This window comes from Mucilaginibacter psychrotolerans (assembly GCF_004519315.1).
In the GTDB taxonomy this organism is placed as follows: domain Bacteria; phylum Bacteroidota; class Bacteroidia; order Sphingobacteriales; family Sphingobacteriaceae; genus Mucilaginibacter; species Mucilaginibacter psychrotolerans.
This window is the reverse complement of the sequence record NZ_SOZE01000023.1, coordinates 58,251-80,558: the sequence shown is the minus strand read 5'-3', so window position 1 is coordinate 80,558 and position 22,308 is coordinate 58,251. Positions and strand designations below refer to the sequence as shown.

General features: G+C 46.0%; 24 protein-coding genes. 11 read left to right on the top strand and 13 right to left on the bottom strand.

The window, feature by feature from the left end; all coding sequences use genetic code 11:
- Positions 1–75: 75 nt before the first annotated feature.
- Together E2R66_RS19835 and E2R66_RS19830 are read left to right on the top strand one after the other, a co-directional pair.
- Positions 76–1,551: a pseudouridine synthase gene (locus tag E2R66_RS19835; protein ID WP_133233705.1), complete on the top strand. Its 1,476-nt coding sequence runs from the start codon at positions 76–78 to the stop codon at positions 1,549–1,551.
- 483 nt (positions 1,552–2,034) lie between these two features.
- A complete protein-coding gene (locus E2R66_RS19830) occupies positions 2,035–3,165 on the top strand; it encodes a lactonase family protein (RefSeq protein ID WP_204985962.1) in 1,131 nt (376 codons plus the stop codon).
- A gap of 106 nt (positions 3,166–3,271) precedes the next feature.
- Here the strand turns inward: E2R66_RS19830 and E2R66_RS19825 are convergent, their stop codons facing one another.
- On the bottom strand, positions 3,272–3,778 hold the full coding sequence (locus tag E2R66_RS19825; protein ID WP_133233707.1) for a hypothetical protein: 507 nt from the start codon (positions 3,776–3,778) through the stop codon (positions 3,272–3,274).
- A gap of 283 nt (positions 3,779–4,061) precedes the next feature.
- On the opposite strand from E2R66_RS19825, the gene E2R66_RS19820 reads away from it, so the two are divergent.
- Together E2R66_RS19820 and E2R66_RS19815 are read left to right on the top strand one after the other, a co-directional pair.
- The gene (locus tag E2R66_RS19820) at positions 4,062–4,283 is read left to right on the top strand and encodes a RidA family protein (RefSeq protein ID WP_133233709.1); all 222 of its coding nucleotides are present in this window, start codon (positions 4,062–4,064) and stop codon (positions 4,281–4,283) included.
- Between the two features lie 11 nt (positions 4,284–4,294).
- Entirely contained in the window at positions 4,295–4,816 is a 522-nt protein-coding gene (locus E2R66_RS19815) for a hypothetical protein (protein ID WP_133233711.1), read from the top strand.
- 152 nt (positions 4,817–4,968) lie between these two features.
- Here the strand turns inward: E2R66_RS19815 and bshA are convergent, their stop codons facing one another.
- The 10 genes from bshA to E2R66_RS19765 form a co-directional block, all read right to left on the bottom strand.
- Positions 4,969–6,111, bottom strand: a complete 1,143-nt coding sequence (bshA, locus tag E2R66_RS19810) for an N-acetyl-alpha-D-glucosaminyl L-malate synthase BshA (RefSeq protein WP_133233713.1) — start codon at positions 6,109–6,111, stop codon at positions 4,969–4,971.
- A gap of 325 nt (positions 6,112–6,436) precedes the next feature.
- Entirely contained in the window at positions 6,437–6,847 is a 411-nt protein-coding gene (locus E2R66_RS19805) for a hypothetical protein (RefSeq protein ID WP_133233715.1), read from the bottom strand.
- A gap of 185 nt (positions 6,848–7,032) precedes the next feature.
- Complete coding sequence (locus E2R66_RS19800) at positions 7,033–7,722, bottom strand: SIMPL domain-containing protein (RefSeq protein WP_133233717.1); 690 nt, start codon at positions 7,720–7,722, stop codon at positions 7,033–7,035.
- Between the two features lie 346 nt (positions 7,723–8,068).
- Positions 8,069–8,824, bottom strand: a complete 756-nt coding sequence (locus E2R66_RS19795) for a DUF4846 domain-containing protein (protein ID WP_133233719.1) — start codon at positions 8,822–8,824, stop codon at positions 8,069–8,071.
- Positions 8,821–9,558: a M23 family metallopeptidase gene (locus E2R66_RS19790; protein ID WP_158288456.1), complete on the bottom strand. Its 738-nt coding sequence runs from the start codon at positions 9,556–9,558 to the stop codon at positions 8,821–8,823. The genes E2R66_RS19795 and E2R66_RS19790 overlap by 4 nt, the downstream gene beginning before the upstream one ends.
- 581 nt (positions 9,559–10,139) lie before the next feature.
- On the bottom strand, positions 10,140–10,994 hold the full coding sequence (locus E2R66_RS19785; protein WP_133233723.1) for a UDP-2,3-diacylglucosamine diphosphatase: 855 nt from the start codon (positions 10,992–10,994) through the stop codon (positions 10,140–10,142).
- 357 nt (positions 10,995–11,351) lie between these two features.
- A complete protein-coding gene (locus tag E2R66_RS19780; protein WP_133233725.1) occupies positions 11,352–11,873 on the bottom strand; it encodes a DinB family protein in 522 nt (173 codons plus the stop codon).
- Between the two features lie 3 nt (positions 11,874–11,876).
- Entirely contained in the window at positions 11,877–12,077 is a 201-nt protein-coding gene (locus E2R66_RS19775) for a type II toxin-antitoxin system HicA family toxin (protein ID WP_133233727.1), read from the bottom strand.
- A 3-nt stretch (positions 12,078–12,080) separates the two neighbouring features.
- Positions 12,081–12,308, bottom strand: coding sequence for a type II toxin-antitoxin system HicB family antitoxin (locus E2R66_RS19770; RefSeq protein WP_133233729.1), 228 nt, complete (start codon positions 12,306–12,308; stop codon positions 12,081–12,083).
- Between the two features lie 21 nt (positions 12,309–12,329).
- Complete coding sequence (locus E2R66_RS19765) at positions 12,330–13,025, bottom strand: YjjG family noncanonical pyrimidine nucleotidase (RefSeq protein WP_133233731.1); 696 nt, start codon at positions 13,023–13,025, stop codon at positions 12,330–12,332.
- A gap of 135 nt (positions 13,026–13,160) precedes the next feature.
- Here E2R66_RS19765 and E2R66_RS19760 point away from each other — a divergent pair, with 135 nt between their 5' ends.
- The 6 genes from E2R66_RS19760 (at position 13,161) to E2R66_RS19735 (ending at position 18,479) form a co-directional block, all read left to right on the top strand.
- Positions 13,161–14,678: a hypothetical protein gene (locus tag E2R66_RS19760; RefSeq protein ID WP_133233733.1), complete on the top strand. Its 1,518-nt coding sequence runs from the start codon at positions 13,161–13,163 to the stop codon at positions 14,676–14,678.
- Positions 14,679–14,691: 13 nt separating this feature from the next.
- Entirely contained in the window at positions 14,692–15,060 is a 369-nt protein-coding gene (locus tag E2R66_RS19755; RefSeq protein ID WP_133233735.1) for a hypothetical protein, read from the top strand.
- Positions 15,061–15,082: 22 nt separating this feature from the next.
- Positions 15,083–15,445, top strand: coding sequence for a hypothetical protein (locus tag E2R66_RS19750; RefSeq protein WP_133233737.1), 363 nt, complete (start codon positions 15,083–15,085; stop codon positions 15,443–15,445).
- A gap of 45 nt (positions 15,446–15,490) precedes the next feature.
- The gene (locus tag E2R66_RS19745; RefSeq protein WP_133233739.1) at positions 15,491–16,363 is read left to right on the top strand and encodes a DUF5829 family protein; all 873 of its coding nucleotides are present in this window, start codon (positions 15,491–15,493) and stop codon (positions 16,361–16,363) included.
- A 30-nt stretch (positions 16,364–16,393) separates the two neighbouring features.
- Positions 16,394–17,389: an acyltransferase family protein gene (locus E2R66_RS19740; RefSeq protein ID WP_133233741.1), complete on the top strand. Its 996-nt coding sequence runs from the start codon at positions 16,394–16,396 to the stop codon at positions 17,387–17,389.
- A gap of 196 nt (positions 17,390–17,585) precedes the next feature.
- Positions 17,586–18,479 (top strand): hypothetical protein, encoded by an 894-nt coding sequence (locus tag E2R66_RS19735; protein ID WP_133233743.1) that lies wholly within the window; start codon positions 17,586–17,588, stop codon positions 18,477–18,479.
- A gap of 124 nt (positions 18,480–18,603) precedes the next feature.
- On the opposite strand, the gene E2R66_RS19730 is transcribed toward E2R66_RS19735, so the two are convergent.
- Entirely contained in the window at positions 18,604–19,170 is a 567-nt protein-coding gene (locus E2R66_RS19730; protein WP_133233745.1) for a hypothetical protein, read from the bottom strand.
- Positions 19,171–19,252: 82 nt separating this feature from the next.
- Complete coding sequence (gene upp, locus E2R66_RS19725; RefSeq protein WP_133233747.1) at positions 19,253–19,897, bottom strand: uracil phosphoribosyltransferase; 645 nt, start codon at positions 19,895–19,897, stop codon at positions 19,253–19,255.
- A gap of 256 nt (positions 19,898–20,153) precedes the next feature.
- On the opposite strand from upp, the gene uvrB reads away from it, so the two are divergent.
- Positions 20,154–22,181 carry an excinuclease ABC subunit UvrB gene (gene uvrB, locus E2R66_RS19720; RefSeq protein WP_133233749.1) on the top strand — a complete coding sequence of 676 codons (2,028 nt, stop codon included), beginning with the start codon at positions 20,154–20,156 and terminating at the stop codon, positions 22,179–22,181.
- The last annotated feature ends 127 nt before the right edge of the window (positions 22,182–22,308 follow it).

The window sequence follows — 22,308 nt, the reverse complement described above, 5'->3', positions numbered from 1 at the left end:
ATTTTTTTATTAAAATGCGGCCGAAATGTTGTACTTTTGACCCTCTCACGCTGCGAAAGCGCAAACTAAAAACATATGGTATTTAAGAAACCAACGGGCAGTCGCGACGACAAGGCCAACAACAATTCAGCCCGCCCAAGAAGTGGCGGGGGCGCATCAAAACGCACCTCATCTGCATCTGCGGGCAAGCCATATGGTAGCCGTGATGCCGAAAGCAAGAACCACTACAGTACCGATAAACGGTCTTCAACTTACGCAAAACCCAACAACGACCGCCCCGAAGGAGATAACGACAGGCCAAAACGCGGCACATCGTCGGGCTCATCATTCAGCGGTGGCGATAAAAAAGCATTCGCGCCAAAAGGCAGGCCATACAGCGGCCGCCCAACCGGCGATAGCGACGGCCCTAAACGCAGCTTCGGCGGCGATGACCGTAAAAGCTTTACCCCTAAAGACCGCCCTTACAGCGGCCGCCCAACCGGCGAAAGCGATGCCCCGCGCATGCCACGTGGCCTGGGCGCAGCATCGTTCAAAAAAACTACATCTAAAGATAAACCCTTTGGCAACCGCCCAACCGGTGCGGATAGCGACCGCCCTAAACGCAGCTTCGGTGCCGATGGCGATAAACCAAAGCGTGCCTTTGGCGATACCAGCGGCGAGCGGAAGCCCTACAACCGCGCACCAAAAACCGGTGCAGGTAATGGTACCGGTAAAAAAGATTTCGCGGGCACCACATCCGGCTACAAAAAATTCGAGGGAGATCGCCCCGCAGCGGATGGCCCAAACCGCACTATGCGCAGCCGCAAAAACGCGCCTGCTCCACGTGCAAAAGATGATGGCCTGATACGCCTTAACCGTTACATAGCCAATGCAGGTATCTGCAGCCGCCGCAAGGCCGATGAGCTGATCATGGCCGGCGTGGTATCGGTAAATGGCGAAGTAATCAGCGAGCTTGGCCACAAGGTAGATCCGGTGAAAGATGTTGTACGCTACAACGGCGAAGCGCTTAAACGCGAGCGCATGGTGTACGTACTGCTGAACAAACCCAAAGACTACATCACCACTACCGACGACCCGCAGGAGCGCCGCACCGTGATGCACCTGGTAGAGAAAGCCAGCAAAGAGCGTATTTACCCCGTTGGCCGCCTGGACCGTAACACTACGGGCCTGATACTAATGACCAACGACGGCGACCTGGCCGATAAGCTGAGCCACCCGCGCAACAGCATCACCAAGCTGTACAACGTAGAGCTAAGCAAGGCCCTCACCCAGGGCGACCTGAACAAGATTGGCTTTGGCCTGGAGCTGGAAGACGGCTTCATCAAGCCCGATAGCATATCGTATGTAACAGGCGGTACTAAAAAAGAAATAGGCATCCAAATACACAGCGGCAAAAACCGCATCGTACGCCGTATATTCGAAAGCCTGGGCTACGAAGTAGTAAAGCTCGATCGTTCGGTGTATGCCAACCTCACCAAAAAAGACCTTCCCCGTGGCCGCTGGAGATACCTCGACGAAAAGGAAGTAATACAGCTGAAGCATTTGATATAACAGCTGTCTGAATCAGAATTTTCAGAATTATAGAATTCACAGAATAATTAAAGGCTCCATATGGGGCCTTTTTTTGTTGGGGTTGTCTGAACCGCTGATTTCAATGATTTTAAGATTTCGCTGATGTTGTCTGAACCTTGATTCGTAGGATTGAAGGATAGCCTTGATGCCTTTTCTTACTCAGCAGCCAAGCTTCGGGCGAAAGGGCGCAGAACGTGGTGGGCTAGTCCTCAAGAGCGCGGAGACGACAGAAAAGCGGGCCAAGGGTAAAGGCCCTGTGGGGGGAAGCTTTTTTCTGTCTTGAACTTTTGCTTCTTTTTTTTCAAGAGAAAAGAAGTAGCCCCTGCGGCAATGAGCAGAACGACTTTCGTTCAGTTACGAAACTTACCTAAACATCCGGTACCTTTAAACTATTCCTCCCCTAAACTGTCTACTTTTTGCGCATTTTATTAACTTGCACACATAAACCAATATTTTCGATACATGAAAAACTTCCTCATGATAGCTGCGTTGCTAATACCTGCGGTAACCTTTGCGCAAAAGCCACTGCCCAAAACCTACGATTTGCTTGTAGGCGCCTACACCAACGGCAAAAGCAAAGGCATAACTGTGTTTCGCTTTTATGCGGAGACCGGTCGCCTGGCCTACCTGAGCCAGATAGACGACGTAAGCAACCCATCGTACCTCACCGTGTCGGCAGATAGCAAATTCGTGTACGCCGTAAACGAGAACGACAAGGGCGAGGTAAGCTCCTTCTCGTTCGACCCTAAGATGGGTGCGCTGAAATTCATCAATAAACAACTTACACTTGGCGGGGCGCCCTGCTACGTATCGGTAGATAAGGCCAACAAGAGCCTGTTTGTGGCCAACTACAGCGGTGGTAACATCGCAGTGCTTCCACTGAACGAAGATGGCTCTATAGCCCCCAGCGTGCAAACCATCGGCGATAGCGGCCCCTTCGGCCCCAATAAAGACAGGCAAGAGAAAGCACACGTACACACCGCAGTGCTTAGTCCCGATGAAAAATATGTGTTCTATACCGATCTGGGTACCGATAAGCTGCACATTACCCGTTACAAGCCGGGTAAGGATAGCCCACTTTCCGGTGTAAAACCGCCCTTTGTAAGCGTTACCCCGGGTGGCGGCCCGCGCCATTTAGATTTTTCGCTGGATAAGAAACACCTGTACCTGGTGCAGGAGATGGGCAGCGCCGTTACCATGTTTGATTATAACAGCGGCAAGCTTACCCCAAAACAAACCGTTACCCTGCTAAAAGATGGCTACACCGGCGCAACCGGCGCAGCAGATATACACGTATCGCCAAACGGCTTGTTCCTGTACGCCAGTAACCGCGGCGATGCCAATGATATTTCGGTATTCTCCATCAACCAGGAAACCGGCGAACTGACCTTTGTAGATCGTCGCGCCATAAACGGCAAAACCCCGCGCAACTTTGTTATCGACCCAACAGGTAATTTCCTGCTGGTAGCCAACCAAAACAGCGATGTGGTTTATGTTTACAAGCTGGATAAAAACACCGGTAAGATGCTCGGCATTGTTTACAAAGTAGAGGTAGGCAACCCGGTATGTTTGAAATTTGCACCGGCGCAGTAGGGTTTAGAGAATAGAGACCTGAGATAAGAGAAAGGCTATATAAAAAGAAATCCCCGGGGCGTTATGCCATCCAGGGATTTCTTTTTTGGAAGTGTTTAAATCAGATTTACGATTTTACAAAAGTATAGATGATATACCCGGTACCGCTTCCTACTGCTACGGGCGATAACAAGGTCATACCGGTATCGCTTACCGTGCCGATGTTGAGGCGATAACCTTCCTGTACGTTTTTGGCTTTATCGCCCTCGTATAATTTCTTAAACTGGAACTGCGTGCCGGTGCTGCCACCGTTATAAACCGACCAGAAGATGGTTTGCGAAGTGCCGTCGCTCATGGTATAGATACCGTTGCCGCTGTTGGTGAACTTCCAGGTGCTACCTACGAAAGCCGAAGGTGCCGCCTGGTCGAACACGTTTTGAACGGCGTTGGGTACCAGCCCATCGTAATCTACCTTGGTCAATGTCCAGGTGCCTACGAATTTACCGCGCGATACGCTTGTTGCAGATGTTTGGACAGTTGTAGTGCCGTTACTGGCATTCTGCGGGGTTGAACAGGCTGCGAACACAAAGCTTAAGGCTACAATAGCAAGGGATGTTTGAAATATCTTTTTCATTGTTTCTGTATATATAATATATAGCAACATAACATAAATCCTGCCAAAAGGTTACGGTAATAATTTATTATCGTATGGGTTAAGGCGAAGAGGGGTTGTTCGAAAAAAATAATACGTACGGTGCGTTAAATGCATCCGTTGCATAATGGCCAACACCCCCGAGGCAACTACACCGTTCATCGCACCTGCACGCTGAGAGGGGAGTTGAAATCTTCGAACAATTTCCTTGGGGCAAATCATTGTCTTTTAAGTATTTTTGCGCACCAATACCAATTCACACATCATGGCCGACCGTAAAAACTTCAATACCAATCTGGTGCCGCGCGGCACTAAAGTATTCCCGCAGGTAGTAATTGCAAATGGTTTTATTTTCCTTTCGGGTACGGCGGGGTTTTCCCCGGCAACCGGCAAGCTTATCAGCGATAGCTTCGAGGAGCAGGTGGTGCAGTTGATGCCCTTCCCTGGCGGGATTTTGTTCTCGGTAGAAGGTATTGCGATGATATAGCCCCGGTATTTATGAGAAGAACTATCCTTTTTATCTCCATGCTGCTTGGCATTGCCCAGCTAAGCTGTGCACAAAAAATAAAAAACTTTGGGCTGCTAAAAAAAGCCGACGAGGTTGTAGTATTCGGCTTTAAGCTGAAGAATGGGAAAATAGCGGCCTTATGCCGGCAAAAAGACAATACCTACCTCGTTTATCGTTTCGGCTCCGTTACAAAGGTAGAATTACAATATCCCGCAGCGCCCGCAAGTTCTTCCTGGCAACTGTTCAGGTATAGCGGCTATATACGGAACGGCGGGGCGCAGAACAGTGCGCTTGAATCGTACACGATTAGCTTTGTAAATAACGGCGTGAATTACAAGTTATACCAGTGGGGCGATTACAAACACCCATTTATAAACGTGGGGATAGAGGTTACTATCAATAAAAAACAAACCGACTTAACCGGCGATATTCGTACGGCAACAGGTACAATGGGGTATTTTTATTTTGAGGATGGCTTGCTATACAATTACTACTGGGACGACCAGGAATAGTTTACAGCGATGCGGAAGACATTTACAAACGGTTCTGCCGGTTTTAAACCTTTGGTTCCCTGGTGTCAGCTTTCAACCGACGGAAGCTGAAAGCCCGGCAATATAAATCTCGGGTTAGCTATCGCTAATCCCGGGATACTTTAATCAGACATTTATACCTGCTCTTGTTTGCTCTTTTCTATTACTTCCTGGTAGTAGTTTTCGTATTCGGGTAGTATTTTGCTTAGCTCGAAAGTTTTGGCGTGGGCCAGGGCGTTTTCTTTGAACTGGTTCAGGCGGTCGTCGTCTTCCAATATATAGATGGCGCGCTCGGCCATACCGGCCACATCGCCCACGTCTCTCAGGAAGCCTGTAACGCCCTCTACGTTTAGTTCGGGCAGGCCACCAGCGTTGCTGCTGATCACCGGCACCTTGCAGGCCATGGCCTCCAGTGCTGCGAGGCCGAAGCTTTCGGACACGGACGGCATCAGGAACAGGTCGGACACGGAAAGGATCTCTTCTATGGCATCCTGCTTGCCCAGGAAGCGCACGTGCTCGGCAATACCCAAATCACGGGCCAGGCGCTCACAAACCGAGCGTTCGCCGCCATCGCCCACCATTAATAGTTTAGCTGGGATGGTTTTCACCACCTCGGCAAATATTTTTATCACATCTTCGGTGCGTTTTACCGGGCGGAAGTTGGAGGTATGTACCAATACTTTTTCGCCGTTGGGCGCTATAGCTTTCTTGAAGTGGTCCTTCGGTTTCAGGCTGAAGCGGTTCAGGTCGATAAAGTTGGGGATAACCTTGATGTCTTTTTCTATCTTGAAATACTTGTAGGTATCGTCGCGAAGGTGGGCGGATACTGCCGTAACCCCGTCTGATTTGTTGATGGAGAACGTAACTACCGGCTTGTACGTGCGATCTTGCCCCACCAACGTAATATCCGTTCCGTGCAGCGTGGTGATAAAGGGGATATTGATGCCGTAAGTAAGCAGTATCTGCTGAGCCATAAACGCTGCCGAAGCATGGGGGATGGCGTAATGCACGTGCAGTACATCCAATTTTTCAAAGCGTACCACATCTACCAGGCGACTGGCCAGGGCAAGCTCGTAAGGCGGATAATCAAATAATGGATAGTTAGATACCGAAACCTCATGGTAAAAAAGGTTCTCGGAAAAGAAATCGAGCCGGGCGGGCTGATTATAGGTAACGAAATGAACCTGATGCCCCCTATCGGCGAGGGCCTTACCTAACTCTGTGGCTACAACCCCGCTACCACCAAAGGTGGGGTAACATACAATTCCAATCTTCATTTTTTGCTGATACGATTTAAGCAATTATAACCCGAACCACAGCAAATACCTGTATGCCACAGCGCCGTTATAAAGCATGCAAGTTTAACAGCAATTTGTGATAAATGTGTTAGCGTTTTGTAAAAGTTTGTATGGGAGTTTTTGAGTGGCAGTAGCAGTGGCAGTAGCAGTAGCAGTAGCAGTAGCAGGGCGAGGTGTGAAGTAGGCGCGAGGATTTTAATAGCGATGTGCTAGCCGCTTAGCCAATTGACATGCGGGGTGAGATATACATAGCTGTAGAGACTAAAGGGCTATACAACCATAGACTAATGAACCAATGACTTAATTAAGCTACTCCGGCTACCCAGCTTACCAGGCTTGCATCGAGTACGCTATTTACTGCGTTGAGGGCGGCTTTGCTTTTAGTTACTTTTTCCAGGTCTTCCTGATAAAAGAAATGATTTACACCCAATACTTTCAGCAGGCCATCTACACGGGTGTGTTCTTTGTTTTTGTAGCAGCAGATTTTGATGTTGCGGTAAAAGTTGTTGGATTGCAGGCGGCGCAATACTTTTTCCAATTCAGCGCCCAAATATTCGTAATCGAACAGAATCACATCCGGTTTTAGCTCGTGTATCGAAGGGAAAATAGCTGTTTGAGCAGCCACCTGCCGAACAGATTTATAACCAGCAGTTAGCTCAGCAGGAAACGCCTTCGGCGATACCAAAAGTACTTTTTTAGAACGAGAATTAATCATGCTCAAATGAATTGGGGTACGTAAAGGTAAAATGTACTTTTTATATTATCAAGCAGTTTTAAGTATAAGAATGATATTTATTTCGCTAATAATGATTGCATTTCTGTTAAAAAATGGCAAAAATGAGCGCAAAAAAAACGCCGGACTTAAATATTAAGTCCGGCGCATTAAAATTATCTGAAACGTTATTTTATTTCGAAAACGGCTTGTATAGTAAAGCTCAGTTTTATCTTCTTAAAATCGATATCGGATTCGGGTGCAACGTCAGCCGAGGCTGCTTTTGCCATGTACATTACACCACGTGGCGAAGGAAAGCTGCTGTTATCATTCTCTACGATATTGATAGCACCACCTAGCTTTTCGCCAATACCGGCAAGCAGGAAAGAAGCCTTATCGCGGGCGGCCAAAAGGGCTTTCAACTTCAGGTCGTTCTTCAGTGTGTTGATCTTCGAATAATCATAACTATCGATATTGGTGTACTGGATGCCTTTAGCATCAACCTTGCTCAGTATCTGGTCGAACTTGTTCAGATCGCGGAATTTGATACCGTAAGTTTTGCTCGCCAAAAAATCGGGGTTCTTCTTTTTCTCGGTGGTATAGTTCCAACTGGATAGGTTATTGACGGTGAAATCTTCCTTGGCTATGCCGGCTTCGGCAATGGCTTTTTCCAATTGGCTCTCCAGTTGGGCAATGGTTATCTTCTTTTTGCCATCCAGGTATTCTTTAAGGGAGATAGATACGTTAATGATATCCGGGGTAACCTCCTGCTCGGCAACGCCGGTAACTTCTATTTTGCGGCGCATATCTACGGTTTGGGCAAACGTTGCAGTAAAGGTTGATGCAACCAAAACGGCTGCTAGTATTAATTTTTTCATGAGTGCTTTTTTAAGTTGTTATGTGTATGTAGATAAGTTTACGCTATTAAGGTTTAATATGCAACAAGCATAATTTGTATTTACCCTAACCCAAACTGCAGCAGTGTGTTTTAATTATTTGCGGGGAGCTTATGCTACGTTGATAAAACTAAGTTTGGTTAAGATAGGCTTTGCGGACATTGTGCTTAAAATTTTACCACAAAGTCCACAAAGGGAAAAACACAAAGTTCACAAAAGCACATTTAAGTTCACTACAAGAGGTGCTTGTCGTCACCTTTTAACTACGACACGGATGGAAAAAAAGCGGGAGCGCACTGCTGGTAAGATGTGACATATACGCCGACTTTTAAAACCGTTTCAGGTATTTCAAGTCTACCAGGTCGCCGTAGGGTATGTTTGCCGTTTGCGCAAGAGAAAACCAGGGGCTATCATTTAGCAATACCTGTATGTTTTGGGCGGGCATAAAGCTTTGCGCCAACAGGAATATTTTTTTGTGCGATGCATCTTCGGCCATATCCACCACAATAAAACAATGCCCCGGCGAGCCGCCGCGGATAAAAACATCGCCCACCTGCATGCCGCCTGCGGTTGCAACAGGCTTCAACTCCTTTTGCAGGGATAGCGTGCCGGCGTAACTGAATACGAGCGTCATATACCGCATAAAGCTGGCATAGCTGTAATCTTTTTTGCTTTTGAGTACCCAACGGTTGTTGCTATAGCGATAGCCGTTGGCATAGTGCCCAAAATCGCATTTAAAACCATTGGTGAAATTAAAGCTGATGGCTTGGAAATTCTGTTTCTTAAACAGGTATTCGGCGCGTAAGCGCATTACGGCATCTGCGCATTGCTGCAGGTCCTGGCTGCCTATGCTCATGTCTACTACGGCAGCGGTGTAAGGGTCGGTAGCGGCAATGTTGCCTTTATAGGTTTTGGTGCGCGTACCGGCAGGCAAAAGCGGCAGGCTTTGCAGGTAGGCACCAAAGCTGCCGGGTGTGGTAGCCACGCGCTGATAGCCGGCAGGGGTTTTAAAGCGGCTGGTTATGTTGTCTGCCGGTGTAAAGCCCAGGCAGGCCAGTAGCACAATGGCGATAAGGTATTTCATTTGACGATGGCGGCTTTTAATTGGCTAAAACTATTAAAGGGCACGGGGAGATTATCCACCAGCCTAAAGGTAGAGAAATGCAAATGCGTTGGTGAACGTTTTTTGTAGGCGTTGAGTCCTGTGCGACCTACTTCAGCAATTTTCTGGCCCTCTGTAACATATTGGCCGGGCTGCACAAAAATTTGGCGGTTATGGGCGTAGTAGGAAAAGAAGCCCCGGTCCCCCATGGTGGTAGGAGGGTGATATATCCAGATGTACTTGCCACCACGCATATCGCCTGCTGCATCCCACTGGTTGGTACAGGCTATTACGATGCCCGACTGCACGGCAAGGACATTTACGGGCTGGCCGGTGCGGTCATCCAGACAATCCTGGTTTTTATCGTTGATGAAGATATCATGGGCCGGGTGCGCGCCATGTTTATTACCATCTATATAATTAAACCCTTTATCATTGTACCCATTGCCGTTGGTGCCGCCTGCCGCGCGGTAGTTATAGCCCTCAAGTGGGAATACCCATTGCGTGTTTGTAGCGGACCGGGGAGCGTTGTAATTACTGTTGACCTGTTTGATGAAATTGCCGATAGCCCGCTGCGCCTCCTGCTTTTTTACATGCCCTTTTAGCACTTCGTTGTTAAAGTTGTTGAAATCATGGTACGTGCTGGTATCTATTTGGGCGAAGGTTTGTAACGTAAAAAGCAATACTATAAGTAACGAGGAGAGCGTTTTCATCATGGCGATTAAAGTTATGTGGAATTGGAGGTAGATGCAAGCGAGGACGGCAATTATCGTCATTTTGAGATTCTTGTGCTTTAATAACAATATCGTCTGCTCATTGCCGCAGGGGCTATTACTTTTGATGCACCAAAAGTAACAAAAGTGCTTTCAGCAATTAGGCTTCTTTGCCGCACAAGGCCTTTCCGCTGCAAACCGGCCAGAACCACGGGCTGCAAAATCTTGCCCAGCTGGCGCGCCCCGCGTTCCCCTCCCTTCTGCAAGTATTGCTATGCCCTTCCTGCCCGCAAGCCCACTACGTTCTGCCCGCTTTCGTCCGAAGCTTGTCTGCTGAGTGAAAGCAAAATCTGCTCTTAAAAAGAATTCTTTCATCCTTTAATCGGGTAAATCAGGGTTTGGAAAATTTGCAATAGCGATTGAAGCGGATATCGGCAAAGCGCCTAAGGCCATGTGCGCGTATGAGCGGAAAGCGCGGGCCTGCTTGCCGACAGGCAACAGGCATTGCCATAACCAGAACACGGATTAGCGGAATTTTTTAAAAAATCTCTTATCGTATAAATCTGCTTAATCCCGGTTGTGTCCTATTCCGCTTCCTGCCTAAAACGTTCCAATAGCTTGTTTACGTCGAGCTTGGCATCCAGGTCTTCGGCATCAGTAAGGTCCTCTTCGTCGTTATCGGTGTGGAAGGCTTCGGGGGTGTAGGTGAATATTTTCCATTCTTTATTATGGTATTCCAATGAAGTGAGGCTTTCTACCCAATCGCCACTGTTGAGGTACAGCACGCTGCCCGTTCCTTCGGTAGATTGTACCTCGCGGATCTCGGCGTGGTGTATGTGGCCGCAAATTACATAACTGTATTCTTTCTGCACGGCCAGATCGGCGGCAGTTTGTTCAAAGGCGTTGATGAATTTTACAGCATCCTTGAATTTTGCTTTCACCTTTTGCGAGAAGCTCATTTTTTGGCGGCCCATTGCGGTGAGCAGCCAGTTGGTAAAGCTATTGATCAGGATAAGGGTATCGTACCCAACGGCACCTAGTTTGGCCAGCCATTTGGAGTGCTGCATGGTAACGTCGAACACATCGCCATGAAATATCCAGGCTTTTTTGCCGTCGATATTCAAAACTATTTTATTAAGAAGTTGGAAAGTGCCGAGGTCGAAATCGGTGAACTTACGCAGCATTTCGTCGTGATTGCCGGTTAGGTAGTAAACGGGGATGCCTTCGGTAACGAATTTGAGGATGCGGCGTACCACTTTCATGTGCGCTTCGGGCCAGTACGATTTGCTGAACTGCCAGATATCGATGATGTCGCCGTTGAGGATAAGCATCTTGGGTTTGATGCTTTTAAGGTACTTGAGTAATTCTTTGGCGTGGCAGCCGTAGGTGCCTAAATGCACATCAGAAATGATTACGATGTCTACTTCTCTTTTTGCCATTAATATTAGGGGGCTATTATGCAAGCCGGTAAATGATACCGGTAGAAAACAGAACAGGAGCTTTTGTGCAGGCTGTTATTCGTCGTCGTCGTCTTCATTAACACTCAGTTCGTAAGGGCTCAGGTAGAATGCGCCAAGCAGTACCAGCAATCCGAACACAAACAGATAGGTAAATTCAAAATTCATCTTTCCTTATTTTTACAAATGTCCTATTATCAAATGATTATAATGTTAAGACTTTGTTAAATGTAAAAGGTTTCATCTTAGGGAAGAATTATTTTTTCCACATAGGGGCCGGTTGTGTTAGTAAAATCCGGCGTATGGCCCGATGCCACTTTAGTGATTAAACCGCAGCCTTTACATCGACGCTTTTATGCGTTCCAGCTGTTTTAAATGATGCTGTAAATGCACGCGGATAAACCTGAACCATTGCGCGGCGTTGAGCATGCCCAGGCGGGGGTGTTCCCAACGGGCGCTTGCGGGTGCATCGGGTACCAGCGCGGCGGTGCTCTCTACCCGTTTGCGCACTTTGATGAGGAGGTTTTTGGCTTCTTCTATCTCTATTTTCCTGGGGGCCATTTTGGCTGCTACCGATTCGGGCATCTTTACCTTGCTAAACGGGAACCTGCCAGTGAGCATGACGTAATAGCCCCATAGGTTCATGCCTTTTTTGGTAGGCGGGCAATTGTTATGTGTGCAGCGTTCTAAAGCTATCGACGAGCTAAGGCTGGCCTTTAGGATATGATCGTACACTTCTGATAAGCTCCAGCCGCCGATAGAGGGTGTAGCGGCAAATGCCTCGCCGGTAAAGGAGTCCAGTTGTTCGCGGTAGCTATCTAATGCAGCCTCGATGGCGCGGCGCTCTTTGGCTATGTTCATAAATCAATCTTTTAAATCGATGCCGGCCTGTTTGAGGATGCCATGCAATGTGCGTTTTTTTAAATCCTTTGAATGCATTGGCACAACTGTCCTTTTACCAGTGGTTCGGTTAACAAAGATTTGATGACTGCCGCTTATTCGGTTTAATTCGAACCCGTTCGCCATTAGGATTGCAATGATTTCTTTCGGAGTATACGACTTCATGAATTATGAAGCAAGCGTCAAGGAATATTCGAGATTGTTACTGTCGTCAGGAACGGGTTCTCCATCGGCCTCCAGGCTTTCAATGTATAAACCAATAGCTTCTTTGGCCATTGCGATGGCTTCGTCGACCGTTTCGCCTTGTGTAAAACATCCCGGTAAAGCGGGTACCGAAACACTAAATCCCCCTTCGTCTTCAGGAGTTAATAATATGCGATACGTGCGTTGTTTCATATTCAAATTTACGATATAAAATTACAACATTAAAGTTAACTCTTTTAGATGAGTTATCTGTAGGGGTACGTCGGCGGGTTTTTCTAAACCCATCGGGTTAAAATAAATAGCATCCATGCCGAAACCCAGGGCGCCGCGTATGTCGGCTTCTATGCTGTCGCCTATCATCAGGCTTTCTTCTTTGGTGGTACCGGCCAAATCTATGGCGTGTTGGAAGATAAGCGGGTCGGGTTTGTTAACGCCAACTACCTCGGAGATGATAATGTTTTGGAAGTATTTCACCAAATCTGTCCCGTTTACTTTAAGATTGGTGGAATCTTTAAACCCGTTGGATATTAAATGCAGGGTATATTTAGATTGCAGATACGCCAGCGTTTCATGTGCGTGGGGGAACAGGTTGGTTTTGGTAGGGCACAGGTTTACGTAGGCATCTTCAAAATCTGCTGGCATCAGATCGGGGTGTAGGCCAAGTTCGGTAAAGGTGCTTTTGAAACGGGCATCGCGCAATTCATCCTTGGTTATCTCGCCCAGATGGTATTGTGCCCAAAGGCGGTGGTTGTGGCGGGTGTAAGTTTCTATGAACAGATCAGCAGAGTGCAGGCCGATATCCTTTAAATTATAGGTGCCGTAAAGCTCGTGCAGGGTTTCTTCGGCATTTTTGTCGAAATCCCAAATGGTGTGGTCGAGGTCGAAGAAAATGTGGGTGTATTTTTTCATTAATGCAGGAACTATAATGCCTGGATTCAGACTTTGTTGAAATTTTGGTGAAAACAGCTATAGAGCGGGCGTTATTGTTCCCGCTTATTAAATATCATTGACTAAAGGGTGTAAATTAGTAGCCTTAGCAAAGTTATGAGAAAAATAATAGCGCTTGTTTATTTATTACTGCTGGTGAGGGCTACCTACGCTCAAAGCCCGGCTCCAAAACCTATCGGGATCGCCGATACAGTTACCGCAAGTGTGCCTCCGTATAATTTTGGATGGTATAGGATAGATCCGGTAAAGAAAACTATTGCCAATTACACCATGACGGGGGGCACCACGCCCGAAGGCGTAATGTGGGATGGATATACGTATGTGCAAGATAAAACCATAAACTATAAAAAAACTACGCTTATCTTATTTGGTGACCTGAATTTATTTAAAGAGAACTTCCCAATCAAAGAGGATTTTAAAAATTTAAGAGCGTTATACAGCCGGTATGGTTATGCAATCCTGAAATCTAAAAGGACAATCTATTTTTACAACATAGGCAGGAACGAAGTCAAAAGTGTAGACATCTCTGGCTTCACGGCCATAACGGATAGTGTTTACACAGATAAAACTGCAGCATTGTTTGCAATTTATAATGAAAAATTAGAGCAGATTACGGATGGTGCGGTTTTAGATGCCGCATCGTTAAAGCATTTGGCAAGAGACTATTATACCGATAAAAACGGACTGTACCTGCTCAATAAACACTATCGTCCAAGCCTGGAAAAAGAAACCTTCGAAGCCTTGAAAGTTGAGGATAGCGAGGGCATGGCCGGAGCTTCATTGGTGTCGGCCAATTATTTTATTTATAACAGTCATGTTTATGGTATAAGCGACCAAGTGAATAGGCTTACCCTTAATGCCGATAAACTGATAGAAATTAAGTGGAACGACGAAACTTATTCACTTACAGATGGTGAACACTCATATGAGAAGGATGGCGGTAACGATTACTCTGAAAGCAACAGGCCGTCGCTAGAGTGGTTTAAAACAACTATTGAATACTTTAAAGAAAAACATATTACTATAGAAACCGTGCTCCCTTTTCGTTTGCATTTATTTGAACGGGGGACTGATTCTTTATATATGCCCCTAAGTAATGGGAATTTTAAGTATGACTATTCAAAGGACAAGAGCGGCTTCCTGATAAAAACCTCTGATGGTTATTACCGGCCTTACGACCCACGGAAAATTCCACAAAAAATAGAGCAACTAACCATTTTTAACCGGCTTACCAAAAAGGATGAGCCGTTTGATATAGCCAAATTTAAGAACCCTGCCGAAACTGTTATTATTTATGATAATCAGCTTTATATAAATGGCTACCACTTTAATAAGGCAATTGATATAGGCAATTTGCGGCCTATAGGAAAAACAGGCTTTTTAACGGACGGTAAAGTGCTTATTTGCCCATTTGGGGAGGCAAGTTCATATGGTGTATATGACGGTGAAGTGGTACATGATTTTAAAAGTATAATACGGGGCGTGGATATTTCTAAACTATCCATCATTAGTAACAGCCGCCTAACCGACGGTACTTACCTATATCTGGGCGCTACAGTTATCCCCATCAAAACATTGAGTATGAAATTGAAAATATTCCCCGATAATCAATAAATTCGCAATCACCATGCATCGCATCGATAAACCTCAACTAACCCTACCCACACCATGGGAGGGTATTGAAGCCTTTTTTCGGGATTTGCTGGCTAATGGATGGGCATTGATGCCAATGGTGGATTTGATAATGCATATCACCGGCACAAAACTGCACGAGCGCCTGTTTGCTTATACTTCATTAGATACGCTGGCCACTAGCATTTACAACCCTATTGAATTTGGACGGGAAACCTTGCGGATAAAATTCAACCGCCATTTGCAGCAATGGCATTTTAGCTATTCCCCAAAACAGTTTGAGCCAGCAGAGTTTGACAGAACCTACGCTGCGGATAAAGGCATCGAAAAATTCGACAACTTTATTCGCATGATGAAATGGTAGCGGTTAATTGCTATCTTGTGCAGTGAAGCCCCTGCAAAACATCTCGTCAAACTTCAGCACAAAACGCCTGGTGCGCATTATAATTATGCTGATGGCCATTTCGGGCGGGGCGTATTATGTGTTCGATTATACTTTTTTCTATTTGTTCTCTCACGGCGATGTTAACTCCTTCTTTTGCACGGTAAGCGCCTTTGTGTTTGCGGCAACGGCTTATCCGTATTATATGATCCCAGCACTTGTAGAATTACCTTACCCATGGGATTTCTTTGCCGGGATAGTTACAGGCAGTATTATCAATGGCTTGCTGATAGAATTTATCATAGTTAAATACCAGAGCTATACATTAAAACACGCCCGGCTGCAAAAGCTGCGGGATGTAGCATAATATCCATTTATATCTTTAATTTGCGTAGCCTTTTCCGGTTAATATATGAGAAAGTTCCTGTTTATACTTGCCGCCATCCTGTTACCCATTTTATCACAGGCCCAAACTGCCAAACCGCAGATTGATTTGAACACCGTTTTTGTTTGTATCGATTCCGTCACCTACCAAAAGCTTTTCGAGAATAAATACTTAAAAGACACCCTCTTTTTTTGCCGTGCCCAGGCTACCACTACGGGCACCGGCCAATATGCCGGTAAATATTTTATGGGACTGGCGGCCACGATGGAGTTTTTTAAGCCAAAAGCTTCGCAAACCCTTGGTGATAAATATGCCGATCTGGGCATAGAGTTTAAAACCCGCAGCACAACCGGGCTTGACTGGTACGCAAAGTACGCCGCTAAAAAAAAGCTGGCTACTGCTATAGAGACCATTACCTTGGATGATGAGGGCAAAAAAATTAATTGGTATAAACAACTGAATATAAAGAATGATCAAATCACCAGCCGTTTTGTGGTATCTATATTGGAGTATCAAAAGGAAATCCTGAGCATGATGGGGTTCTCGCCAAAAGAAATTGCCAGCCCCATGACTTACCGGCAATATAACGAGAAACTATCCGGCGGGCGTAAATATCCAAGGCAGTTCAATACCTTCAACGAGGTAAGTATTACAATAAACAGCGCCGAACTTGCCTACTTAAAAAAGGCAATGAAGATGATACAGTTCAGCCAAAAAGGCAATTCCTTTTATAGCGACGGTGTGGTTATTAACTATAAGGTTGACGAACAAGCAACGTTCCGGCTAAACGCTGTGGGTATAAGTCTGCTTAACAAAATGCCCGATAGAGATATCGCTATAAGCGAAAAACTGAACGTGGTGGTAAGGGGTGACAAGGCGAGGCTGGTGTTTAATGACTAAAGCGCTCGAATTAATTATATTTGCCTATCCATGCAGGCAACAACCAACAACCGTAATTACTTAATCGACCTGTTAAGATTCCTTTCTGCTTCGTGGGTGGCTTTGTTCCATTTTAATGCCGGGATACCTCCTGCCGATAATTGGTATCGTGCTTTTTGCGGGCTTGGCTATTTGGGCGTGCCGGTTTTTTTTATCATTAGTGGGTATTGCATCTGCATTGCGCAGCAGCATGCCAAAACTCCACGCAGCTTTATCATCAGGCGATTCTTCCGCATTTTTCCGCCGTATTGGTTCAGTATATTATTGGTGTGCGCCTGCGCGCTGGCTATAAAGTTAATTACCGGCACCAACTCTGCAGCAAGCCTGCCCAATAGTTTCGGCAGGGTAATGGCGGCTGTTTTGTTATACACCGCGCCGCTATCGTCTGAGCACACCATCAATTGGGTTTATTGGACATTGCCTTACGAATTGTTTTTTTACTTCCTCGTATTCCTCGCTATGGCCATTAGCAAACAGGTAAGTGCATTTTTGCTGTTGGTATTGGCTTTGGCCGCCATATGGGTGCCTTACCAGGCCACCGGCTTCCTGTTCTTTTTTAACGAACTGCCTGCTTTTTTGCTGGGTTATGCGCTGTACCTGGTGTTGCACAAGGAGGGCAATATCTACGCAGCCCTGGGCTTGTTACTATCGGCGGCGGCGGGCGTATATTTAAAACATGTCGAATTTGCGTATCACATTACCTACTTTGCAACCATTGCCTTAATTGCCGTGAACGCGCGTTTCCCGCTAAAAAATAACTTCTTTAGTCGCCTGGGCGATTATTCGTACTCGGTTTACTTAATACACGTGCCGCTGGGCATATACTTATTGGGATTTGTGAAACGTTACCAGGCCGTGCAAAACACTACGGTGCTGAACATCCTGGCGGATTTTACGCTGTTGACCGTAGTAGTCGTTTGTGCTAAAGTAATGTTTATGAGGGTAGAGGCTCCTTCAATCAAGTTAGGGAGGAAGTATTCGGCTTAATGCTATTTGATGCCCCTGCTTGTTTAAATGATTTTTATTGCCCAATTTTATTATAAAACCTTTTCACATGAAGCCATTTTTTGTTAGCCTCTTCATATTATCCCTTTGCGTATGGTTTTCTTGCAAAGAGCGCCCAAAAGATAGATCCACAATTATACCTGTTACCACAAAAACAGCTGTCCGCCATTCAGATACAATGAAGAAAGTTGTAATTACTGAACCGGATTTGAGGGCACTTGTAGATGAGGCTAATGAATACCTTACAGAAAATGACGCTATTTTGCCTTTTGACAATTATGACCCAAAGGATTTTAAGCTGACTGAAAGTGAAGTGGATTCCTTACTGAAAAATAATGATAATGAGGATAAAGGCAAAATTGTAGGCTCGCTATTAAATACTTATGTGCAAGCGCATGCCGATAGCTTATTGGATAAAATATTGAACCATAAAGCCATTATTAAATATGACCTTAGCGATATTTTATCCATGGCAGTAGTTATATCATCTGATGACAAACTTTTCTGCCTTAGTTACCCGGCCAATACAGGAGGCACTTACCAAAGCAACAAATCTTTTATACATTACAGGCCCGGCAACGGCTCGGTAATCAATTTTAATGTCGACGGAGGTGGAATATCAGAAGGTAAGAATTTTAACCCGGATGGTTTTGAATCCATTGGTATGATTCCAACGCCAAACGGGACGAAATATTTACTATATGGGAATGTTGTGGGATGCACAACTTGCATAGGGGAATACATACAATTGGTACATTTTGAAAACGGTGAGGTCTTTTTCGACTTTTCTTACTCTATTAGCAGCAAATCGGGCGGTGGGTTAATTACCTACGATAAACAACATGAACTTATTACAGTGGAACATGACCCGGAAGGTGACAATGATAACCATACGGATTGTGACTGTAACACCGACGACGTGCGGGCTGCTTTAACGAGTAACAATTCTGAAATCGCAGATGTTATTGACATCAGCGGCGAGTTAAAAACCGCGAAAAGCTTAAAATGCATCTTCTACTTCAATGGAGATACATTCGTGCTTAACCGAAAGAAAAGCCGCATGCCCGAATAAATAAGGAAACTACGTTAGAGGTGCAGTACGCCACTTTTCGGTACAAAATATATTGGGTAGATACTGTTTATAACCCTCAAACCTTTAACGAAATTACGTGTATTGATAGCTTGCCAAAGAATAGCTACGGCAATTTTTTATACTGCTCCTTAAAACTGAATAAAGGCACGGCAACAGATTTGTGGCTGCCATCAGGGTAAACCATAAGGAACATCACATGGTCGTACTGCAGCATGTTGGCCAGTATATCAACGTCCTGATTCCGCTCGTCGCTGTGGGCATAGGCTTTTACCATCCTGGCGGTGCAATCCTCGTTATTGCAGGCCTCAAAATTCAATCGCGTCGTGCTTGCTTTAACTATCGCCATGCCGCCACCTGCGGAATTTTGAGCAAACGCTATAAAGATGCCATTCTTTTGGTTGAGGCTATTCGGCACGATGACCGATATGAAGGCCGGTCGGTCTGCCGCTGTGTCTTTAGCGACGGTCAGCGTGAGGAACTCGGTTTTGCCGTTCCCGTCATAAGGCACGTCCAAAAACATCATCGAGCCTTTCTCTTCCGTTTCGATATCCCAGGTGAAGGTTTTTACAGCGGCATCAACAACTTTTTGTAGGCGTTTAGGGGTGCTTTGGCTGTAGCACTGGTTAGTAAACAGTGTTATCAGTAAAAATGCGGTAGTTATAATTTTCATTGTTTGTGTTGATTTTAGGCATTGAAGGGCGATTTAGTTAATCAAACAATCCGAAATCTCAAATCCCAATTCCGAAATCCCTTCACACCTTCTCCCCAAACGCCAAATCCCCTGCATCGCCCAATCCGGGTACGATATAGCTTTTGCTGGTCATTTCTTCATCTACGGCGCAAGTCCAAATTTTGGCTTTAGGCAGGTTGGCGCGTACGTGAACAATACCCTCGGCGCTGGCAATTACTGCGGCAATATGCAGTTCGGCAATGTCGTACTGGGCAATCAATTCCTTACAAACGTTTACCACGCTTTGGCCGGTGGCCAGCATGGTATCAATCATGATGAGCACTTTGCCATCAAGATTGGGGTTGCTGATATGGTCAACCTGTATAGTAAAGCTGCCCGTTTTTTTGGTTTTGCGGCAGGCGGTAATAAAAGCCGAATCGGAAGTTTCGAAAAAATCCATAAAGCCCTGGTGAAAGGGCAGCCCGGCACGCAGGATGGTAGACAAAACCGGTTGTTGCACGGGTACGTTCACGTTGCAAATGCCCAGCGGCGTTTGCACTTCCTTGCTTTCGTATTTCAGCGTTTTGCTTATTTCATAAGCCAATATGGCACCCAGTTTTTGCTGGCTGCGGCGGAATTGGGCGCGGTCCTGTTGGGTGGTAACATCGCGCATATCCGCCAAAAATACGTTGGCGATGCTGTCGGTTTTGTTGAGGATGAAAGGCATGTTTTAGATATGAGATGTTAGATATGAGATTTGAGACGATAGGCTTTCATCTTAAATCTTTTAAAGGTTGCTAAATTGATGCACAATCGCAATCAATCTTTAAATAAATTCGTTTAGTAAAAAGCTGCTGCCATAGGGTTGTCACTTATCGGACTTAGATTTGCTGTAATATTGAAGATGCTACTCTATTGTAAACTATTGCAGTAGCTAATCTCAAATCTCATATCTAACATCTCAAATCTATACCTTTGTATAAATGGATTTTAAAATAACTTCTCAATACGTACCCACCGGCGACCAGCCAACCGCCATTAAGCAATTGGTGGAAGGCGTAAACAACGGCGACCCGTTCCAAACCCTGTTGGGGGTTACCGGCTCGGGCAAAACGTTTACCATTGCTAACGTAATTGAGCAAACCCAAAAGCCAACGCTGATACTTAGCCACAACAAAACCCTTGCGGCGCAGCTATATGGCGAATTCAAGCAGTTTTTCCCGGATAATGCGGTGAACTACTTTGTATCCTATTACGATTATTACCAACCTGAGGCCTTTATCCCCTCATCCAACACCTATATAGAAAAGGATCTCCAGATTAACGAGGAGATAGAGAAACTGCGCCTGCGCACCACCTCGGCACTGATGAGCGGCAGGAGGGATGTTATTGTGGTATCGTCTATCTCCTGTATTTATGGTATGGGTAACCCCGAGGATTTTGCGGCTTCGGTATTCAAATTCGCCGTAGGCACGCGCATTAGTCGCAATGCTTTTTTGCACAGGCTGGTAGAGATACTATATGCCCGAACAACAGCCGATTTTAAGCGAGGAACATTCAGGGTTAAAGGCGATACGGTAGATATCTTCCCGCCGTATATGGACCACGCCTATCGCGTTTCCTTCTTTGGCGACGATATCGAAGAACTCAGTGCGTTCGACATCACCACCGGCAAAACCATCGAAAAAATGACGCATATGGTGGTTTACCCTGCCAACTTGTACGTGGCCCCGCGCGAGCGTTTCCAGCAATCCATCTGGGCCATACAGGAAGAACTGGAAGCCCGCAAAAAGCAGTTTATTGATGATGGCCGCTTTATAGAAGCCAAACGGCTGGAAGAACGGGTGAATTACGATCTGGAGATGATACGCGAACTAGGCTATTGCAGTGGTATAGAAAATTACTCGCGCTTTTTTGACGGTCGCGCGCCGGGCATGCGCCCCTTCTGTTTGCTGGATTATTTCCCGGAAGATTACCTGATGGTGATTGACGAAAGCCATGTAACCGTTCCGCAGATCCGTGCCATGTACGGCGGGGACAGGAGTAGGAAGATCTCGTTGGTTGATTATGGTTTCCGTTTGCCTGCGGCGATGGATAACCGCCCGCTTAACTTCCAGGAGTTTGAGCGTTTGGCACCACAAACCATTTATGTAAGCGCCACACCGGCAGATTTCGAACTGGAAAAATCGGGCGGTGTAGTGGTAGAGCAGGTAATACGCCCGACAGGCTTGCTGGACCCGCTGATCGATATCCGCCCCGTAATAAACCAGGTAGATGATTTGCTGGACGAGGTTGATAAAACCATCAAAATGGGCGACCGCATACTGGTAACCACACTTACCAAACGCATGGCCGAAGAACTGGCTAAGTATATGGACAGGCTGGGTATCAAATGCCGCTACATCCACTCGGAAGTAAAAACCCTGGAACGCGTAGAGATATTGCGCGGCCTGCGCCTTGGAGAGTTTGATGTGCTGATCGGTATTAACCTGCTACGCGAAGGCCTGGATTTGCCCGAGGTATCTTTGGTAGCTATTTTAGATGCAGATAAGGAAGGTTTTTTAAGGTCGGAGCGTTCGCTGATTCAAACCATTGGCCGTGCCGCGCGTAACGACCGTGGCCGGGTGATTATGTATGCCGATAAGATAACGGATTCGATGGCAATCACGATGTCTGAAACAAGCCGCCGCCGCGAGCTGCAGATGAAATACAACGAGGCGCATGGCATCGTGCCGAGGACCGTAGGCAAAACCAAAGAAGAAATCATGGAGCAAACCTCGGTGGTAGACTTTAAAGGTGGCGTGCAGCAGGCTTATGTAGAAAATGACATGATCACCCTGGCCGCCGACCCGATAGTACAATACATGACCAAACCCGACCTGAAGAAATCTATAGAAAACACCCGCAAGGACATGGTCGCAGCCGCCAAGAATATGGACTTCCTGCTTGCCGCCAAATTGCGTGATGAGATGTTTGCTTTGGAAAAGATGATGGAGGAGAAATTCTCATAGATGTGCGGATTTCAAATGTGCGGATTTCAGATTTCAAATGTGCAGATTTAGAAATAAGGTCATGCGAATAAGTAGATTGCAGATGTGTATACCATCATTAACTAATCTGCACATCTGAAATCTGCAC